The sequence below is a fragment of the Pseudarthrobacter sp. NPDC058119 genome (assembly GCF_042884655.1).
Classification (GTDB): domain Bacteria; phylum Actinomycetota; class Actinomycetes; order Actinomycetales; family Micrococcaceae; genus Arthrobacter.
In genome coordinates, this window is the sequence record NZ_JBHVTN010000005.1 from 300121 (window position 1) to 318067 (window position 17947).

Consider the following 17947-nt stretch of genomic DNA (forward strand, 5'->3'; position numbering starts at 1 on the left):
CGCATCGGGGGTTTTAGCCCCTCAGGCAGGCCCGGTACGCGGCCATGGCCTGGCCGTAGTTCGTCTGGCCCCTGATGTCAGCGGGACGGGTGGGCTTGACCGGCGGGAGACAGACCGGCTGCGCCGGAGTGTCCGCACCCACCAGTACTGCCACCTTCACCACGGTGCCGGACTCGACGGCGGTGAGCACCAGGGTTGCCGGGCCCTCCGCCGCCCCGGCCGGGACGGCCAGGTCCACCGACGCCGCGCCGGCGGCCACCGGTACGGTGCCCAGCGGGGTGACCGTGCCGGCGGCGTCGGTGAACGAGGCCTCCAAGGCCGTGTTCACCGGGCTGCCCAGGGAGGTCAGGTCCAGCTTGGAGACGGCCAGGTTCACCGGTTCGCCGGGCTTGACCTCGGCAGCGGTGGTGTTCACCACGGCTACCGAACGCCGCGCGAAGTCCGGAGCCACCGGGCTGCTCTTCTGGAGGTAGCCGATCCAGGCATCCCGGTCCACGAGGCCCGAATCCCGGGTGTTGGTGCCGTCGGTGAAGACCCGGAAGTTGTCACCGCCGGTGGCCAGGAAGCTGAACGTTCCCACCCGGTAGGACTTGGCCGGGTCCAGTAGTTCACCGTTGACCCGCACGGAGGTGATGCGGTCACCGGCGGCGCGGGCGGCGTCGTAGGTGTAGTTCACGTTCTTGGACAGGCCCAGCTGCAGGTAGGCGCGGCTGGGGACCGTGCCGTCCGGGTTGGTCTGCCACTGCTGCTCCAGCAGGGTCTTGAACTGCGCTCCGGTCAGGGACGTGGTCCAGAGGTTGTTGACAAACGGCAGCACCGCATTCGCTTCTGCGTACGTGATGGTGCCGTCCGGGGCGTAGTACAGCTCGTTGCGCAGGCCGCCGGGGTTGACGACGCCGATTTCCGCACCGCCGAGGTCGGCTGACTTCAGCGAATCCAGCAGGGAATCGGCCACCAGGTTGCCCAGGGTGGATTCGCTGCCGCGGTCATCGCGCTTGGCGGTGCCGGTGGCATCCGTGGTGAACGCGGTGGTGATGTCCTTGGTCACCGAACCGACGGGCTGGTTGCCCACCTCGGCGGCGTCCGCAAGGGCCTTCTTGACGATGGCGTCGACGGCGGCCACACGTGGGTAGGCAGCCACCAGGCCGGCGGCGGCGTCAGTGGTGCGCTTGACGTTTCCGGCCTTGTAGGCGGTCACCTGCCTGGTGGCAGTGTCCACGGTCAGCTGGATCTGGCCCACGTTCTCGCCGTAGTTGCCGGTCTGCACGATGGGCCGGGTCTTGCCTTCAACGCCGGGGACGGGCGCGTCCCAGGCGTATTCCTTGTGCGTGTGGCCGGTGAAGATGGCATCCACCTCAGGGGACGTCTCGGTGACCAGCCTGGCGAAAGTTCCCCCGGCTGCCACTTCCTGCTCCAGCGTGGCGCCTTCCACCACACCCGAGCCGGCGCCGTCGTGGTCTTCCACGATGATGACGTCGGCCGTCTTGTCAGCCGTGATCTTCGCGGCCACCCGGTTGATGGCGTCCACCGGGTCCCCGAAGTCGAGGTCGGCGATGCCGGCCGGTGTCACCAGTGACGGAACTTCCTGGGTGACGGTGCCGATCACGGCGACCTTGATGCCGTTCAGGTCCAGCACCGTGTATTCGGGAAGGACGGGTTCGGTAGTGCCCTTCTTGTAGACGTTCGCTCCCAGGTACGGGAACTTCGCATTGGTGCCGCCGCCGGTAACGCGGTCGCGCAGGTCCGGCCAGCCGCCGTCGAACTCGTGGTTGCCCACTGCGGATGTTTTCAGTTCCAAGGCGTTGAGCACGTCGATGGTGGGCTGGTCCTTGGCAACGGCCGAGGCGAACAGCGAGGCGCCGATGTTGTCTCCTGCGGACAGGAATGCCGTGGCCCCCGGAGCAGCGGCGGCGCGCAGCTTCTCGATGGTGCCCGCCACCTGGACGGTGTTGGTGTCAATTCTGCCGTGGAAATCGTTGATGTTCAGGAGGTTGAGGTCAACGCTGGCAGGTGCCCGGGGGAGGTCCAGGCCCACCACCACGGGGTCGTGGTCGCTGGCGCGGAACTGGTCCGGTGCGTAGTAGTTGGTGACGTTGTTGTTGTAGCGGCTGTACTCCAGCGCTACGGATTCGACGGAGTTGATGTTCCAGATGTCTGCGCCCGTGACCACGCCGTTGGCGGCGGGGGAGGCCAGGATGTGGTCAAGGGAGCCTACCAGGCCGCCATAGAGGTAGGAGTGCTTGGCCGAACCGTCGGCGTTCTTCGCCTTGTCGTCCTGGTTGACATACCCCGCGCCGGTGAGGACGTTGATGGGGTCTTCCTTGCCGTAGGAGTTGAAGTCACCGATGAGGAAGACCTTGTCGGTGCCCTTCGATTGCTGGAGGGAGGTGGCGAAGTCCAGGAGGGACTTGGCCTGGGCCGTGCGGGCGAGGTTGGAGTTGCCCTGGCCCTTGTCCGTGTCGTCCGGCGTTGCGGCTGAGCCCTTCGACTTGAAGTGGTTGGCGATGGCGATGAACTTCTTGTCATCCGTGGCACCAACGGGCTTGAACACCTGGGCCAGCGGCTTGCGGGCGTTGGCGAAGGCGACGGTGTCGTTGTGGATGATGGATTCGCCCACCGGTTCAGCGACGGCCTTCTTGTAAATGAACGCGGTGCGGATCATGTCCTCGTCGGCCAGCGGGGGTACGTTCGCAGGGGTGCGGACGTAGTCCCAGATGCCGGGCATGGCGATGTTCAGTGCCTCGACCAACTTGGCCAGGGCGTCGTCCCGGTTCTTGCCGAACTGGGCGGAGTTCTCAATTTCCATAAGGGTGACCACGTCGGCGCCGGTCTTGCTGATCGCGGACACGATCTTGTCCTGCTGGCGCTTGAAGTTCCCGGCGTTGGCCGCGCCGCGGGCGTCACAGCCGCCGCGGACGGTGATCGGGTTGCCGTCCCGGTCCTCGTAGAACGTGCAGCCGGACAGGGTGTCCCCGGTGGTGGGGAAGTAGTTCAGGACGTTGAACGAGGCGATCTTGACGTTGCCGCCCACAGCCGCAGGCGCCTCGGTGCGGGTGGCGCCGAAACTGGCCGGCTGCACCGTTGCCTTGTTGGCGTCGGTGAGGTGGGTCAGCGGCTGCAGCTTCCAGGAGTTGTTGGCGTAGCCGAGCACCACGTTGGTGGTGAACCTGGCGGGCGAGCCGACGCGGACCGGGTCCGTGGTGGTGAGGTACGGCAGGACCTCGGCCTTGGTGGCGGCGTCCTTCAGGAAGTTGGTGCTGGACCCGTCGTCGAGCTTGATGCCGCGGGCCGCGTTGTCAGCCACGGTGGCGGTGTACTCGGCGGAGCCGAACGGTGCCACGGCGGTGGGCTGGACCAGCGGAGTGGTCCCGCCGGCCAGGCCGATCTCGCCGTACTGGTTCAGGCTGTAGTTGTCGCTCACCGTCATGGGGCCTTGGGGTGCCAGCAGCATGCCTTCCAGCGATTCGCGGAAGGTTTCCGTGGCGGGGAGCGTGAAGACAGTGGGCTTGACCTCCGGGGCCGCTTCGGTGAGCTTGGTGAGGCCCTCGGCCGCGGTCACGTTGAGTTGGGTCATGCCGTAGTACTCGGTCACGGTGCCGGTGACCTGCACGTAATCGCCGGCCTGCACCGATCCGACGGTGGCGGGGGAGTAGACGAAGATGCCGTCGGATGCGGCGTGGTTGGTGGCCGTGAGGTCACCGCCCGTACCGGGGGTCTGGAGGTAGTACCCATTGAGGCCTCCGGTGGGGAAGGCTGCGGTGACTTTGCCCCTGGTGGTGACGGTGGCCCCGGCCAGCGGGCTTGCCGTTCCGGTGCCCTGGATCTCCGCGATGGTCCGGGCAACGGGCTCCGGCGATGGCGTGGGGTCGGGAGCTGTGCTGCCTGATGCTGTGGGCGTAATGGTTGTGCTGAGCGTGAAGTCTGCGGCGTTGTTGTTGCTGTCCGCCCCGGCGGCCCGGTTGAGGCTCTTCACATCGGTGTTTCCGGCAGGCGCCGCGGCAGCCTGGGTTTCAAAGGTGTTGGACGTGCCGTAGCCCAGGAGGTCTGCCACGCCGGCGCTTTCCACTACGGAACCAGTGGAAAGCGCGACGGCGGCGGGCTGCTTGGCGAGCACAATGGTTCCCGTTGTGCCGCTCGGGTTCAGGGTGGTGGCAAGGTCAGGCTTGGGGAGGTCGGCGCCATTGGTTCCGTTGCTGCTGCCCTGCACCAGGTAGTAGCCCCTGGCCGGGATGGAACCGGACAGCGGTGCGACGCCGGAGGGCGCACCCGTGCCGGTGGCTGAGCGGTACTGCACGGACCAACCGTCCAGGGATACGGGAGCATCGGAGGTGTTGTAGAGCTCCACGAATTTGTTCTTGAAGGCGGCGCCGCTGCTGCCGCCGCTCAGGTAGGCCTCGTTGATCACAACGGGGGAGGTGCCGGCCGCGGCTGAGACCTCCGCGGCCGCCGGGACAGCTGCCAGCGGGGCTGCGATGAGCCCCGCGGACAACGCCGTGCCCAGCGTCAACTTCCATTTATTCAGATGCATCCGCTCTTACTTTCATTGAGGTGTCCCGGGTGGGTGGCCCGGTGGAGTGCGCCAGGAGCAGGGTCCGGACCCAGCCTGGATCCTGCTCCCGGTCAAGTGGTGTCAGGCATATGACAACAGCACTGAATGAACGCAAAGTTGCTGGAGCGTGCATTCGGCGGGACGCTCCCGAGCGGAGCGGCCGCACTGGCACCGGCTTTCCTTGCCGGGGGCCAGGTGCTGTCAACGGGATGATGCTGCCGGCGCACGGACGTGTGCCGGTAATCACAGACGATACCGGCCGGTAGCTTTCGAATCCTGCTCCGGCAGGGGTTAATCCAAAGAATTTACGTGTGCGCAACACGGCAGGGCGCGGGGTGTTAAAACAAAAAACCCCTGGCGGCCGGTGGTACCGGCTGCCAGGGGTTCCCTTGCGGAAGGTAAGAGATTCGAACTCTTGGTACGGGGTTACCGCACACTGGTTTTCAAGACCAGCTCCTTCGGCCGCTCGGACAACCTTCCTCAGCTAGTAGTGTTTCATAGGCACTTGCCTGCAACAAAACAGGCCCGGGGAAGCCCCGGTGCACACTGGATGCAGCCAGGATTTGAGTCAGGAACGGGAGAGGTCCATGAAAGCCGTCTATATATCTGAATCGGGCGGCCCGGAAGTGCTGGAAGTGCGGGACGTGGACGCCCCGGTTCCCGGCCGGGGCGAAGTGCTGATCGACGTGGTGGCCGCGGGGCTGAACCGGGCGGACGTCCAGCAGCGTCGGGGGTTCTATCCCCCGCCGCCGGGGGCCTCGGAGATTCCGGGGCTGGAAGTGTCAGGCCGGATTGCCGGTTTCGGGCCCGGCGTCAGCAAGCCGTTTTCGTTGGGGGACAAGGTAGTGGCCCTGCTGGCTGGCGGTGGTTACGCACAGCAGGTGGCAGTACCGGCCGAGCAGGTGCTGCGCGTCCCCGACGGCGTTGACCTCGTCACGGCCGCATCGCTGCCGGAGGTGGCGGCAACCGTCTACTCCAACCTCATCATGACGGCGCAGCTGCAGCCGGGCGAAACTGTCCTCATCCACGGCGCCACCGGCGGGATCGGCACCATGGCGATCCAGCTCGCCAAGGCGTTCGGTGCCCGTGTGGCCACTACGGCCGGCACCGAGGAAAAGGTCAGCACTGCCAAAGCCTTCCTCGGCGCGGACATCGCCATCAACTACAAAGAAGAGGACTTTCCGGAGAGCCTTCGGCGGCAGAACGGCGGCAAGGGCGCGGATGTCATCCTCGACGTGGTGGGGGCCAAATACCTCCCACAGAACGTGGATGCGCTGGCGGACTACGGGCGCCTGGTGGTGATCGGCCTCCAGGGCGGCACCAAGGGCGAGCTTGACCTTGGGCTGTTGCTGAAGAAGCGGGCGGCTGTGGTGGCCACCGCACTGCGGCCCAGGCCTGTGGCGGAAAAGGGTGCGATAATGACCGCCGTCCGGGACGCCGTGTGGCCGCTAGTGGTCGACGGCACGATCCGCCCGCTGGTCGCCAAGACGTTCCCCCTGGACCAGGTGGCTGCCGCCCACCGCTACTTCGACAGCGGGGACCACGTAGGCAAGGTCCTCCTGGTGATGTAGGAACTCCCAGTACATACCCGGTATTGCGTTGTAGGGGAATCCGCCCTAGTCTGGCTATACGCGGTATGCACGGGTCTTGGGGGCCTGTGCATACCGGCAATGACTAAGCCCGGGGGAGCACCATGTCGATACGCCACAGCCTCCTCGCCCTGCTGCAGGACCAGCCGCGTTACGGCTACCAGCTGAGGGTCGAGTTCGAGAACCGCACCGGAGCCACCTGGCCCCTGAATATCGGGCAGGTGTACACCACCCTGGACCGGCTGGAACGCGATGCCCTCGTAGCCAAGGAAGGCGACGACGGCGAGGGCCATGTGGTGTACAGCATCACCCCCGCCGGCAAAGCGGAGGTGCTGAGCTGGTTCGCCGCCCCCGTGGAGCGGAACAATCCGCCCCGCAATGAGCTCGCCATCAAGCTCGCGCTCGCCGTAACCCTGCCCGGGGTTGATGTTCAGGCCATCATCCAGGCCCAGCGGGTGGCGTCCATCAGGGCCCTGCAGGACTACACCAAGGCCCGGCGCGACACGGCAGCGAACCAGCGGGCCACGGATACCGCCTGGCTCCTGGTGCTGGACTCCCTGATCTTCCAGACCGAAGCGGAAGTCCGCTGGCTTGACCTCTGTGAGGCCAGGATGGTCCAGCAGGCACAGGCCTCCGCCACGGGGCCGGCCCGGAAACTGTCCAACGGGGCCACGGAAGACGCCCCGCTCAGCGCGGACAGCCGCCGGTGAGCGTGCAGGGGCCGCAGCAGGTCCTTGAACTCGCCAAGGTTGGCAGGACTTTTGGGGAAGGCGCGACGGCGGTCGCAGCACTCCGCGGAGTCGACCTCACCATCTGCGCGGGGGAGTTCGTCGCAGTGATGGGTCCGTCGGGCTCCGGCAAGTCCTCGCTCCTGGCCCTTGCCGGCGGACTGGACCGGCCGACGTCGGGCGCTGTCTTTGTTGAATCGACGCCCCTGGCGGGGCTCGGCTTGAACGAACTGGCCCGCCTGCGCCGCCGGGCCGTCGGCTACGTGTTCCAGGACTTCAACCTGGTGCCCACGCTGACCGCCGCGGAAAACGTGGCGCTGCCCCTGGAGCTGGACGGCACATCGGCCCGGAAGGCGCACCGGCAAGCCGCCGATGCGCTGCGGCAAGTGGGCATCCCGGAACTCGCGGACCGTTTCATGGACCAGATGTCCGGCGGCCAGCAGCAGCGCGTGGCCATCGCCCGCGCCATCGTGGGCAAGCGCCGGCTGATCCTGGCCGACGAACCCACCGGCGCGCTGGATTCGACAACGGGCCAGGGGGTCATGGAGGTACTGCGCGCCAGGGCTGACGCCGGAGCCGCCGTCATGCTCGTCACCCACGAGGCCAGGCACGCCGCCTGGGCGGACCGGGTGGTCTTCCTGCGCGACGGACGCATCATCGACCAGGCCGCGGCCATGCATGACCCCACCATGCTCCTGACCCAGGCCGGACTCTGATGCCGCTTGACCTTGCGGCCGCGCCGCAGGGCCGCCGGAGCGGCCACAGGGTTGCCCTGCGGCTGGCCCGCCGCGACGTCGCCCGCCATAAGGGTCGCTCGCTCCTGATCATCCTGCTGATCATGCTGCCCGTGGCTGGCATGACCGGCGCCGCCACCCTCTACCAGAGCTCCCAGCGCACGCCCGGGGAGATTGTCCGGTACGAACTGGGAAACACCCAGGCCAGGTTCAGTGTCCTGCCGGTCCCCAGCGCGGAGTCGCTGCAGGACCCGCTCAATGACGCCGTCATCGCTTCCAGCTCCGGCCGGTTCGACACGGATTTCCAGCGGACCGACCCCCGGGACGCGATCCCGGCAGGCTACGACGTCCTGCCGGAACGCCAGCTGCAGCTGACCACGGGGGTGGGCGAGGCACTCGTTTCATTGCAAGGCCGCGAGGTGGACGCCCTCAACCATGCCTTCGACGGCAAATTCACGCTTCTCGACGGGCGGGCGCCGCGCGACGGGACGGAGGTGCTGGTGTCGCCCGGGCTGATGAAGCGGTTCCACCTCACCTTCGGGCACCCATTGACGACGTCGGCAGGAACCTTCGTGCCCGTTGGCACCCTTCGCGATGCTGCGGCCTCGGACGGCAACAGCTTCCTGTACCTGCAGGCTGGCCAGGCGTCCGCCGACCTTGCCAGGGGACCGTTGAACCGCCAGTCCGCAACCTACTACCTGGTGGGTCCCGGACCGGTCACCTGGCAGCAGGTCAGGGAGGCCAACAGCAAGGGGGTGGGCGTACTTTCGCGGGACGTGGTGCTGGACCCGCCGCCCCCGGACCAGCGCACGGTTCCAGGTTCGCGGCTGCATGACAACGCCCCTGTATTGGTGACCGTCTATGCCACTTTCGGCCTTGTCGGTGCGCTCGCACTGTTGGAGGTTGGCCTGCTCGCCGGCGCCGCGTTCGCCGTCGGAGCCAAGCGCCAGGTGCGCGAACTGGCGCTGCTGGCATCCGCCGGCGCGGATACCGCCACCATCGGCGCTGTAGTCACCGCCGGTGGCCTATGGCTTGGCACCATCGCCGTCGCTGCCGGAGCCGCGGTGGGGCTGGGGGCCGCTGCCGTCGTCGTCCACGTGGTCCGTGCCACCGGTTCGGCCCGGCTCGCGGGCCTGCACCCGGACCTTCTCCTGACCGGCGTAGCCATGGCCATGGGATTGGGCGCCTGCGTGCTGGCCGCGTTGGTCCCGGCGCGCCAGGTGTCGAGGCAGGCAGTGCTGGGTGCGCTCAAATCCGGGCGGGCGCCGGCACCTCAAGGAACGCGCACCACCTTGGCCGGTGGCGTGGCTCTGGCACTTGCCGCGGCCCTGCTGGCAACCGGCTGGCTTCTCAGCGGTTCCACCAACGATCCCGACCAGCGGGCGGAGCAACTGCCGGTGGTGGTCACCCTACTGATCGCCGGGGCCGTGACCGCAGTTGCGGGCCTGGTGATGCTGACCGGATGGCTGATCGTCCGGCTGACATGCCGGACACACTGGCTGTCCCTGTCCTTCCGGATGGCGGCGCGGGACTCTGCGCGGAACCGCGGCCGGAGCGTCCCCGCCGTGGCGGCAGTGCTGGCCGCAGCCACCCTTGCGGGTGCCGCCCTGGTGCTGTCGGCCAGCCAGCAGGCGGGCCTGAAGGAGGCCCATTACTGGAGCGGGCTGGAAAACCAGGTGTATCTACCGTTGAACGTGGACCAGCCCCTGGCTGCTGATGGCAGCATGCGTCCCCGCGTCGACATCGACGCCGGCATGCTCTCCGCGGCTGTGGCTGATGCCTTGGGCACGGTGGAGTGGACCCACCCCTTGACCGCTCCCGCAGGCCTGCGGAACTGCCCCGAGGGGCCCGATCCGAGCCTGCCGGCACTGACGGATACCTCCAACTGCCTCGTGTTCTCGCTTGCCCGGCCGCAGGCCAACGAGTGCCCGACGACGCCCAAGGGGCGGGTGGTGGATCCGGCCGACTGGCGGTGCCGGGGTTCCATGGTCAACGAGCAACCGTCCAACCGGGCCATCCTGGTGGGCGGCGCGGAGGACATCCGGGCAGTACTGGGCCGCGACCCCTCGGCCGAGTCACTGGCGGTGCTGGACGCCGGTGGGATGGTGGTGGCCAACCCTGTCTTCGTCCGTGACGGAAAGGTCCTGCTGGAGGGGAAGGATGTGCGGACCCAAGGGCCGGCGCCGTCAGGTCCCGGCACGGTGCCCGCAACGGTGCGGAGCGCCTCCCTGGCCGCGGCTGTGCTCGAGCCGGTGGTCCCTGTCCCATACTTCGGCGTTGTCTCGCCGGAGACCGCCGCGCGGCTGGACCTGCGCGCGGAACCCGCCGGGCTGCTGCTCCAGCTGGCGAAGTTTCCATCGGAGGCCGAGGCGGATGCAGCCTCCGCTGCCATCGCGGCTGTCTACCGCCAACCCGGCATGGACTTCCGGGCCGAGCCGGGCATTTCGCAGGGCAGCCAGTGGATGACGTGGTCCATTGTGGCGGCGGCTGCGCTCATCACGTTCAGCGCAGCGGGCATTACCACCGGCCTCTCCCTGGCCGATGCCCGTGCGGACCATGCCACCCTTGCCGGGGTGGGCGCCTCGCCCCGGCTGCGGAAGGCCCTGGCAGGATCCCAGGCCCTCTTCACCAGCGGCGTGGGTGCGCTCCTGGGGACGCTGGCAGGGGTGGTACCTGCTTTCCTGATGGTTGTGTCCACGGACATGCGGACGGCAGTGGACGTTCCCTGGCTGCAGCTCGTGGCCCTCGTGGTGGCCGTACCGGTGACGGGCGCGGTGCTTGCCTGGATTTTTACCCCGTCCGGCCTGCCCTTGTCCCGGCGCAGCCTGGCGTAGCAGCACGGCCGTCCCCCTCGTTCGTCGCCGGCTCGGTGCCGTTCACCGCACAGGCCGGCGCCGCGCCGCCGTCGGGCATCTCCGCCGGGCTACCCGTTGGTAGGGTGCCCATGGCAGAAGTGTGAAAACTCTCAAGGAGGAGACATGGCCGGAGCGCCTGACCAACGGAACAATGGATCCCGGGCGGAGGGTGGACTGGCTTTAGACCCGAATCTTCCCCCGCCCGCCGTGGACGAGGCGCGGCTCGAAGCCGAGGACCGGAAGTGGACCCCGGCGAAGATCGCGCTCTGGGCCGCCATTGCCCTGCTGGGCGGCGTTGCCTGGTTCATGCTGGCCATCGTGCGCGGCGAGACCGTCAACGCCATCTGGTTCGTCTTTGCCTCCGTGTGCACCTACCTGATCGGCTACCGCTTCTACTCCAAGGTGATCGAACGCTACATCACCAAGCCTGACGACCGCCGCGCCACCCCCGCCGAGTACAAGGCGGACGGCAAGGACTATGTCCGCACCGACCGGAACGTGCTCTTCGGCCACCACTTCGCCGCCATCGCCGGCGCCGGTCCGCTGGTGGGCCCGGTCATCGCCGCCCAGATGGGCTACCTGCCCGGCACCATCTGGATCATCGTCGGCGTCGTCCTCGCCGGCGCCGTCCAGGACTACCTGGTGATGTTCTTCTCCATGCGCCGCGGCGGCCGCTCCCTCGGCCAGATGGCCCGCGAGGAACTCGGCGTCATCGGCGGCACTGCAGCCCTGATCGCCACCCTGCTCATCATGGTGATCATCGTGGCCATCCTGGCGCTCGTCGTCGTCAACGCTTTGGGTGAAAGCCCCTGGGGTGTGTTCTCCGTGGGAATGACCATCCCCATCGCCCTCTTCATGGGCGTCTACCTGCGCTACCTGCGGCCCGGCAAGGTCATGGAAGTCTCCATCATCGGCTTCGTCCTGCTGATGGCCGCCATCATCGGCGGCGGCCTGGTGGCGCAGACCGAATGGGGCGCAACCGTGTTCCACCTGGACAAGGTGACCATCGCCTGGGGCCTGATCATCTACGGTTTCATCGCCGCCATCCTGCCGGTGTGGCTGCTGCTCGCCCCGCGCGACTACCTGTCCACCTTCATGAAGATCGGCGTGATCGTGATGCTGGCGCTGGCCATCATCGTGGTCCGTCCCGAAGTCAACGTTCCCGCATTCAGCGAATTCGCCAGCCGGGAAAACGGCCCCGTGTTCTCCGGGGCCCTGTTCCCCTTCCTGTTCGTCACCATCGCCTGCGGCGCCCTGTCCGGCTTCCACGCCCTCATCTCGTCCGGTACCACCCCCAAACTGGTGGAGAAGGAACGGCAGACCAGGTACATCGGCTACGGCGGCATGCTGATGGAGTCCTTTGTTGCCATCATGGCCCTGGTGGCTGCCATCTCGATCGACCGCGGACTCTACTTCGCCATGAACGCCCCTGCCGCACTGACCGGCGGCACCGTTGAAACTGCAGCCACCTGGGTCAACAGCCTGGGTCTGGCCGGGGTGAACATCAGCCCGGACCTGCTGTCCGAGACGGCCCGGAACGTGGGCGAGCAAAGCATCGTATCCCGAACCGGCGGCGCCCCCACCCTCGCGGTGGGCCTGGCGCACATCATGCACCAGTTCGTGGGCGGCACCGCCCTCATGGGTTTCTGGTACCACTTCGCCATCATGTTCGAGGCGCTCTTCATCCTCACCGCCGTGGACGCCGGCACGCGCGTTGCCCGCTTCATGCTGCAGGACTCGATCGGCAACTTCGTTCCCAAGTTCAAGGAAGCCTCCTGGCGTCCCGGAGCCTGGCTTTGCACCGCCATCATGGTGGCAGCCTGGGGCGCGGTGCTGCTCATGGGCGTGACGGATCCGCTGGGCGGCATCAACACCCTGTTCCCGCTGTTCGGAATCGCCAACCAGCTGCTCGCAGCGATCGCGCTGGCCGTCGTCCTGGCCATCGTCGCCAAACGCGGAACGTTCAAATACCTGTGGATCGTGGCCCTGCCGCTGGCCTTCGCAGCCGTGGTGACCATCACCGCGAGCTACCAGAAGATCTTCTCCTCCACTCCTGCCGTGGGCTACTTCGCCAACAACGCTGCCTTCAGCAAGGCACTGGCCGACGGCAAGAAGGAATTTGGTACAGCCAAATCGGTCGCCGCCATGGAAGCCGTGGTCCGCAACACCGCCATCCAGGGCTGGCTGTCCGTGATCTTCGTGGTGCTCAGCATCATCGTGATCGCCACGGCGCTGCTCGCCACGGCCAAGGCGTTCCGGGACCGGTCGGCAGGTGCAGCCATTACCGACAACGAGGACCCCGCTGTCCCGTCGCGCGTCTTCGCACCGGCCGGCCTGGTGCCGACAACTGCCGAACGCGAACTGGCTGCCGAATGGGAAAAGGTGCCCGCCGGAGCCCGGCTCGAACGGACCGGGCACTGATGAGCACCAGTATCGCCATGGTTGCCAATGGGTTCCGCGGGTTTGCCCGGTACCTCGGCGGCGTCATGGGCGCGGACGCCTATGCCAAGTACCTGGAACACCACCGGGCGGCCGGGCACGCGGAGGCGCCCCTGACGGAACGCGAGTTCTGGCGGGACCGCACCGACCGCCAGGACAGCAACCCGCAGGGCCGGTGCTGCTGATTGGGCCCGCAGCGGACAAGCCGGCCCCCGGGGCATTCCCGGCGGGCGGGTGCCGGTGGGCCGTGAGAGTATGAACGCATGAGCGATCCCAAAGACACTCAGGCAGCTGAGGACCTCCCGATGGAAGGCACGCCCGTCGATGACAGCGAGGCTCCAGCCCAGGACAGGCCCGACGGCGGCAGGCCGCGGGGCAGCAACCTCCAGGACCTGGTGGATGAGCCCGCAAAGGTGATGCGGATCGGCACCATGATCCGGCAGCTCCTCGAGGAGGTAAAGTCCGCACCGCTGGACGATGCCGCACGGGGCAGGCTCGCCGCCATCCACGCCCGCTCCATCAAGGAGCTCGAGGACGGGCTGGCACCGGAGCTGGTGGCGGAACTGGACAGGATCAGCCTGCCCTTTTCCGACGAGGCCACTCCGTCCGACGCCGAACTCAGGATCGCCCAGGCCCAGCTGGTGGGCTGGCTTGAGGGTCTGTTCCACGGGATCCAGACAGCCATCGCCGCCCAGAACGCGGCCCGGGAACACGCCGCGGCCCAGTTGCAGTTGCGCCAGCTGCCGCCGGGCACCATGATCGCGCCCGGCGTCGTCATCGGTGAAAACGGCGAACCGCAGCGCGCGCCGGCGGGCGCCCGTCCCGGGCAGCCGGGACAGCCGCCGCGGCCGGGACAGCACGAGGACCCGGACCACGGCCCGGGCCAGTACCTGTAGGTCCCGCTTGGGCTTTTTCAGCGCCGCCAGGCAGGGGCGCAAGGATGACTCGGAACTGGGCAAGGGGTTGTGGCGCCGTGCGCATGACCGCTTCCATCGGGGACTGGACCGCTTCCACCAGGTACTCGAAGGCGTGGAGGACGACCAGCTGTACGGTGAGCTGGTGGAGATCGCCAACCAGCTCGCTGCCCTGCTCCCGCGCGTCCGGGCAGTCTGCATGGAGGCGCAGCGGCGTGCCCCCAGCGACGGCCTGGACATCCCCGCAGCCCTGTCCGATGTCCACCGGTCCCTGTCCAAGGCAGGAAATTCACTGGCAACCACGGCGGAAGCTGCAGCCATGCTGCGTCTCGCCGTAGGGCCGGTGCCGGTGGGTGCCGCGTCCGTCCACCGCCGGGCAGAGGCCGTCTTCCAGCAAGTGGACGACGCCGAGAGGCAGCTTCACGCGAAATAGGGAGCTTCACGCGGGACGGGCCAGCGGGTGCGCAGGAATATTCCCGATTCGGAAGCCTACTTTTCAGTTAAGCGCCTGGCTGACAGAGCCGGATTTCGCCGCGTTGGGGTCCCGGGTTTTGGCAGGATAAAACCATGACTCTTTCACCTACCTTGACTTTCAGCGACGGCAACACGATCCCCCAGCTCGGCTACGGTGTGTGGCAGGTTGAGGACGACGTGGCTGAAAAGGTTGTCCGCCAGGCGTTCGAAGCCGGCTACCGCCACATCGACACCGCCAAGATCTACGGGAACGAGGCCGGCGTGGGCCGTGCCATCGCCAGCTCCGGACTTTCACCGGAGCAGATGTTCATCACCACCAAGCTGTGGAACGCCGACCAGGGCTACGAGTCGACGCTCGCCGCTTTCGAGGAATCCATGGACCGGCTTGGCCTGGAAACTCTTGACCTCTACCTCATCCACTGGATGCAGCCCAAGCAGGACAAGTACGTTGACACCTGGAAAGCCCTGATCGAGCTGAAGAAGCGCGGCCGGGTCAAGTCCATCGGTGTCTCGAACTTCACGGCCGAGGGCCTGCAGCGCATCATCGACGAAACCGGGGTGGTTCCGGCCATCCACCAAATTGAGCTGCACCCGTACTTCAGCCAGCGCGAACTGCGTGAATTTGGTGCTTCCAAGGGCATCCTGACCCAGGCATGGTCGCCGCTGGGGCAGGGTGGCGAACTGCTTCAGGATCCGGCCATCGCATCCATCGCCGCCAAGCACCAGGCCACACCGGCCCAGGTGGTCATCGCATGGCACCTCGCGATCGGCAACGTTGTCATCCCCAAGTCCGTGACCGAGTCGCGCATCAAGGAGAACTTCGCGGCACTCGAGGTCTCCTTGGATTCCGAGGACATTGAAGCCATCAACAACCTGGACCGGACCGCCGGCGGCGAAGGCCGCATCGGAGCCGACCCGGCGGTTTCCGACTTCGCGTAGTCCCCACGGCATCGATCCCCGGCACCAGCTGCCGGTGGCCGTCCGCCAGACCAGCGTCAGCCCGTGCTGCCGGCAACCGCCGCGCCGTACGGGCTGACGCCGTTAACCCCAGGTAACCCCGGGCAATGCCAGGGCCGGGCCAGGCAAGGACCGCGTCGAGCCAGGCGGGGACCGGGCCGGGCCAGGCGGGGACCGGTCAGGCGGCGATCCGGACGCGTTCGACGGTCACGGCGTCCACCACGGCCCAGCTGTCCTCTCCGTGGCAGTGCCGGCACGCGAAGCGCTCTGCATCTTCAAGCGTGTCGAAGACCTCGGCCCGGGCCCGGCCGCAGTCGGCGTCGAAGTACGTAACGTGAAATTCCTGTACTGCTTGGTTTTCCATAAATCCAGTCTGCAACCAGGGTCCGACATTCTTAGGAACCAGCACCGCGCGTGTTGTGCCGGGACGCCGGGAGGCGGGCCCGGTTCCTTGCACAGCCAACCGTCAGCGGGGCCCGGGAGTACTGGCGGCCGAGGCCCCTCCCCACACTTTCAGCGTAAGCGCCGCGATCCCCAGCATCGCGAGCCCGGTCCATACAAGTGTTCCGGTCCAGACCTCGGGGGAGAAGCTCAGCGCACCGTCGTGGAGTGCCACGCCGGCGAAATAGGGACCCCAGAACACCACGGGGCACAGGGCCGCCGCAGTCATGAGCCGGGCCGGATGCCCAGGGGCCGGCCGGACCACAGCCCACACTGCTGCGACCAGGATGGAACCTGCCAAGGCTACCGGCACCAGCCACGCGTCCCGCAGCGCCACCATGACCTGCAGGGCCGCGGACGGGATTAACGCCATGGCCGCCGGTACAGCCGGGTGCAGGCGCCACCGCAGCGACAGCAACAGGACCGGAACAAAGAGCGCCAGGGTGGAGACGAGGAACGATGCCAGGGACACCAGGATGCTCGAGGACGTGGGCACGGTCACCGCAGGGTGTGCCCCGGCACCCGTTGCATACGTCTGGATGAGTCCATGCCGGGCAAAGACCGCAAACTCCTGCAGGATGAACGCCGCAACCATACCGGCCAGCACTGCGCTTGCAACAGCCGGTACCAGTCGTGGCCACAGCCGGACCGGGGAGTGCCACGCGGCGGAAAAAGGTGCGCCCAGGATGAGGAAGCCGCCGGTGGCAAGGCCCAGATGGGACGGGCTGAACAGCGCGCTGATGTTCTGTTCGATCCCGAACACCGTATGCCAAGCGAGGTCTCCTGCGCCCGAGGCGAGGAAGAGGACCACTCCTGCTGCCGCGCCGCCATACCCGGCGGGGACGGCCTCCCGCCACCTCATGCCAGGCGCATGCCGGCGCCAGGTCAGGGCCGCGATCCAGGCGGCACAGGCGGCGAAGCCCGAGTAGAGGACCGCGTGCCACGGCGTGAAGAACGTCTCGAGTCCACGGAGGTTGTTGTGGGCCCAGCCGTCAACGTACGTGCCGACAAGGAGCCACACGCCGGCAGCCAGGGTGATGGTGTCCTCCCTGCCCGTGGTGGGGCGGTGGACTGAAGCCGGCGGAATCGCAAAGACATGGGGTGCTGCGGCGTCCATAGCTCCAGAGTATGTCCCGGCTGCGCCGGCGGCGAGGGGTACCGCAGGGGCCGCAGAGGGATGCCGGGTTCCCTCAGTTGCTGCCCAGCCGGAGGACGCGTTCCTGCGCCAGCATGGACGTCCGGCTGGCCTTGTCTGCGGCCCGTGTGGCCTGTTTCGCTTCCGCTGCGGTGGCGGCAAGGTTCTTGCGGGCGCGGTCCAGGCTTTCCTCGGCAGCCTTGAGCCGGCGCCTGAGGTCAGCCGTTTCCTGCTGGAGTTCAGCGATTTCCGCGCGTGCCGTTTCCTCCTGCTCCTGGAGATCACCGGCCAGCCGGGCAGCCGCCTCCTCAGCCGCCCGCGCCTCCGCAAGGGCGCTCTTGGCCCGTTCCAGCGCAGGCGGCGAGGCCGGCCGGGGAGCCTGCCGGACAGCCTCAAGCCGGGGCCGGCCGGGCTTTGACTGGGACCCGGCCGCCGTCGTCGTCCGCGTCTTTGGGGCCGATGGCTCGGCAACGGGGGCCTTCGGGGCCGCCGCGGCCGCCGTCCGGGATGCGGCGGGGGGAGTCCAGGGGGACCGGGCAGGCGGTGCGGCCGGGAGCAAACCGGGGAGGGCCACGGCGCCGTCCAGGTCCGCGTCGCTGACGCCGTCCGCAGAGAGGACCTTCAGCAGGCGTCCGCTGGCGACGGCGTTGGCTGCCCCCGCATCGGCCGTCAGCGCCCTGAGGGTCTCCTCGACGTCCGATGCCATGGCGTCGCTGATGGGACGGCCCTGTTCCCGGGCAACCGACCGGGCAGTTTCGACGGCGTCCGCGAGCATGGTGCGCCGCTCACGGCCCAGCCCGCGGAGGGCAGCGGCGTCTAGCGAGTCCTGGGCGGCCCGCATCCGGGCCCCCAGCTCGCCCAGCCGGGCAGGCACCTCCGGCCGGTGGCGGGCAAGCATATTGAGCGCCCACGCAGCGACGGAAGGTTTCGGCAGGCTCCGGACCGCTGCCGCCAGGCCCTTGTCCCGGCCCGAAACCTCCTTGGCTGCGGCGGCGCGGGCTGCAATGAAGTCCTCCAGCGGTCCCGCGTACAGCCGGTTGGCGATGTCCGCCAGGGCTTCGTCTTCCATGCCGCCATCTTAGGCGGCGTGGATGCCGCGGCAGGGCCGGCGCCGGACGGCAGGGCCCAACGG

Annotated in this window: 13 protein-coding genes and 1 tRNA gene; 9 read left to right on the top strand and 5 right to left on the bottom strand. The window is 67.8% G+C overall.

Annotated elements, in window-relative coordinates:
* Positions 1-13: 13 nt before the first annotated feature.
* Positions 14-4528: an ExeM/NucH family extracellular endonuclease gene (locus tag ACFVTD_RS13165; RefSeq protein ID WP_387563479.1), complete on the bottom strand. Its 4515-nt coding sequence runs from the start codon at positions 4526-4528 to the stop codon at positions 14-16.
* A gap of 413 nt (positions 4529-4941) precedes the next feature.
* Positions 4942-5029, bottom strand: a tRNA-Ser gene (locus ACFVTD_RS13170).
* A gap of 107 nt (positions 5030-5136) precedes the next feature.
* Here ACFVTD_RS13170 and ACFVTD_RS13175 point away from each other — a divergent pair.
* From ACFVTD_RS13175 to ACFVTD_RS13215, 9 genes are all read left to right on the top strand, one after another.
* Positions 5137-6120, top strand: coding sequence for an NAD(P)H-quinone oxidoreductase (locus tag ACFVTD_RS13175; RefSeq protein ID WP_387563482.1), 984 nt, complete (start codon positions 5137-5139; stop codon positions 6118-6120).
* A 122-nt stretch (positions 6121-6242) separates the two neighbouring features.
* On the top strand, positions 6243-6848 hold the full coding sequence (locus ACFVTD_RS13180; RefSeq protein ID WP_387563485.1) for a PadR family transcriptional regulator: 606 nt from the start codon (positions 6243-6245) through the stop codon (positions 6846-6848).
* On the top strand, positions 6845-7582 hold the full coding sequence (locus ACFVTD_RS13185) for an ABC transporter ATP-binding protein (RefSeq protein ID WP_387563488.1): 738 nt from the start codon (positions 6845-6847) through the stop codon (positions 7580-7582). Before ACFVTD_RS13180 ends, ACFVTD_RS13185 begins: the two co-directional genes overlap by 4 nt.
* Positions 7582-10434 (top strand): FtsX-like permease family protein, encoded by a 2853-nt coding sequence (locus tag ACFVTD_RS13190; RefSeq protein ID WP_387563491.1) that lies wholly within the window; start codon positions 7582-7584, stop codon positions 10432-10434. Before ACFVTD_RS13185 ends, ACFVTD_RS13190 begins: the two co-directional genes overlap by 1 nt.
* A gap of 144 nt (positions 10435-10578) precedes the next feature.
* Complete coding sequence (locus ACFVTD_RS13195) at positions 10579-12876, top strand: carbon starvation CstA family protein (protein ID WP_387563494.1); 2298 nt, start codon at positions 10579-10581, stop codon at positions 12874-12876.
* The gene (locus tag ACFVTD_RS13200) at positions 12876-13079 is read left to right on the top strand and encodes a YbdD/YjiX family protein (protein ID WP_387563497.1); all 204 of its coding nucleotides are present in this window, start codon (positions 12876-12878) and stop codon (positions 13077-13079) included. Before ACFVTD_RS13195 ends, ACFVTD_RS13200 begins: the two co-directional genes overlap by 1 nt.
* Before the next feature lie 78 nt (positions 13080-13157).
* Positions 13158-13790 carry a bacterial proteasome activator family protein gene (locus tag ACFVTD_RS13205; protein ID WP_387563499.1) on the top strand — a complete coding sequence of 211 codons (633 nt, stop codon included), beginning with the start codon at positions 13158-13160 and terminating at the stop codon, positions 13788-13790.
* A gap of 7 nt (positions 13791-13797) precedes the next feature.
* Positions 13798-14241, top strand: coding sequence for a hypothetical protein (locus ACFVTD_RS13210; protein ID WP_387563502.1), 444 nt, complete (start codon positions 13798-13800; stop codon positions 14239-14241).
* Positions 14242-14375: 134 nt separating this feature from the next.
* On the top strand, positions 14376-15221 hold the full coding sequence (locus ACFVTD_RS13215) for an aldo/keto reductase (protein ID WP_387563504.1): 846 nt from the start codon (positions 14376-14378) through the stop codon (positions 15219-15221).
* Between the two features lie 196 nt (positions 15222-15417).
* Here the strand turns inward: ACFVTD_RS13215 and ACFVTD_RS13220 are convergent, their stop codons facing one another.
* The 3 genes from ACFVTD_RS13220 to ACFVTD_RS13230 all read right to left on the bottom strand — a co-directional run bounded on the left by ACFVTD_RS13220 (position 15418) and on the right by ACFVTD_RS13230 (position 17884).
* Positions 15418-15603, bottom strand: coding sequence for a hypothetical protein (locus tag ACFVTD_RS13220; protein ID WP_387563507.1), 186 nt, complete (start codon positions 15601-15603; stop codon positions 15418-15420).
* Positions 15604-15705: 102 nt separating this feature from the next.
* Positions 15706-16797 carry a hypothetical protein gene (locus ACFVTD_RS13225; protein ID WP_387563510.1) on the bottom strand — a complete coding sequence of 364 codons (1092 nt, stop codon included), beginning with the start codon at positions 16795-16797 and terminating at the stop codon, positions 15706-15708.
* 73 nt (positions 16798-16870) lie between these two features.
* Entirely contained in the window at positions 16871-17884 is a 1014-nt protein-coding gene (locus ACFVTD_RS13230; protein WP_387563513.1) for a hypothetical protein, read from the bottom strand.
* Positions 17885-17947 lie beyond the last annotated feature (63 nt).

Excerpts from the sequence above, each read along its gene's own strand:
- ACFVTD_RS13165 (WP_387563479.1), bottom strand. The coding sequence starts at position 4,528 with ATGCATCTGAATAAATGGAAGTTGACGCTGGGCACGGCGTTGTCCGCG.
- ACFVTD_RS13175 (WP_387563482.1), top strand. The coding sequence starts at position 5,137 with ATGAAAGCCGTCTATATATCTGAATCGGGCGGCCCGGAAGTGCTGGAA.
- ACFVTD_RS13180 (WP_387563485.1), top strand. The coding sequence starts at position 6,243 with ATGTCGATACGCCACAGCCTCCTCGCCCTGCTGCAGGACCAGCCGCGT.
- ACFVTD_RS13190 (WP_387563491.1), top strand. The coding sequence starts at position 7,582 with ATGCCGCTTGACCTTGCGGCCGCGCCGCAGGGCCGCCGGAGCGGCCAC.
- ACFVTD_RS13195 (WP_387563494.1), top strand. The coding sequence starts at position 10,579 with ATGGCCGGAGCGCCTGACCAACGGAACAATGGATCCCGGGCGGAGGGT.
- ACFVTD_RS13200 (WP_387563497.1), top strand. The coding sequence starts at position 12,876 with ATGAGCACCAGTATCGCCATGGTTGCCAATGGGTTCCGCGGGTTTGCC.
- ACFVTD_RS13205 (WP_387563499.1), top strand. The coding sequence starts at position 13,158 with ATGAGCGATCCCAAAGACACTCAGGCAGCTGAGGACCTCCCGATGGAA.
- ACFVTD_RS13215 (WP_387563504.1), top strand. The coding sequence starts at position 14,376 with ATGACTCTTTCACCTACCTTGACTTTCAGCGACGGCAACACGATCCCC.
- ACFVTD_RS13220 (WP_387563507.1), bottom strand. The coding sequence starts at position 15,603 with ATGGAAAACCAAGCAGTACAGGAATTTCACGTTACGTACTTCGACGCC.
- ACFVTD_RS13225 (WP_387563510.1), bottom strand. The coding sequence starts at position 16,797 with ATGGACGCCGCAGCACCCCATGTCTTTGCGATTCCGCCGGCTTCAGTC.
- ACFVTD_RS13230 (WP_387563513.1), bottom strand. The coding sequence starts at position 17,884 with ATGGAAGACGAAGCCCTGGCGGACATCGCCAACCGGCTGTACGCGGGA.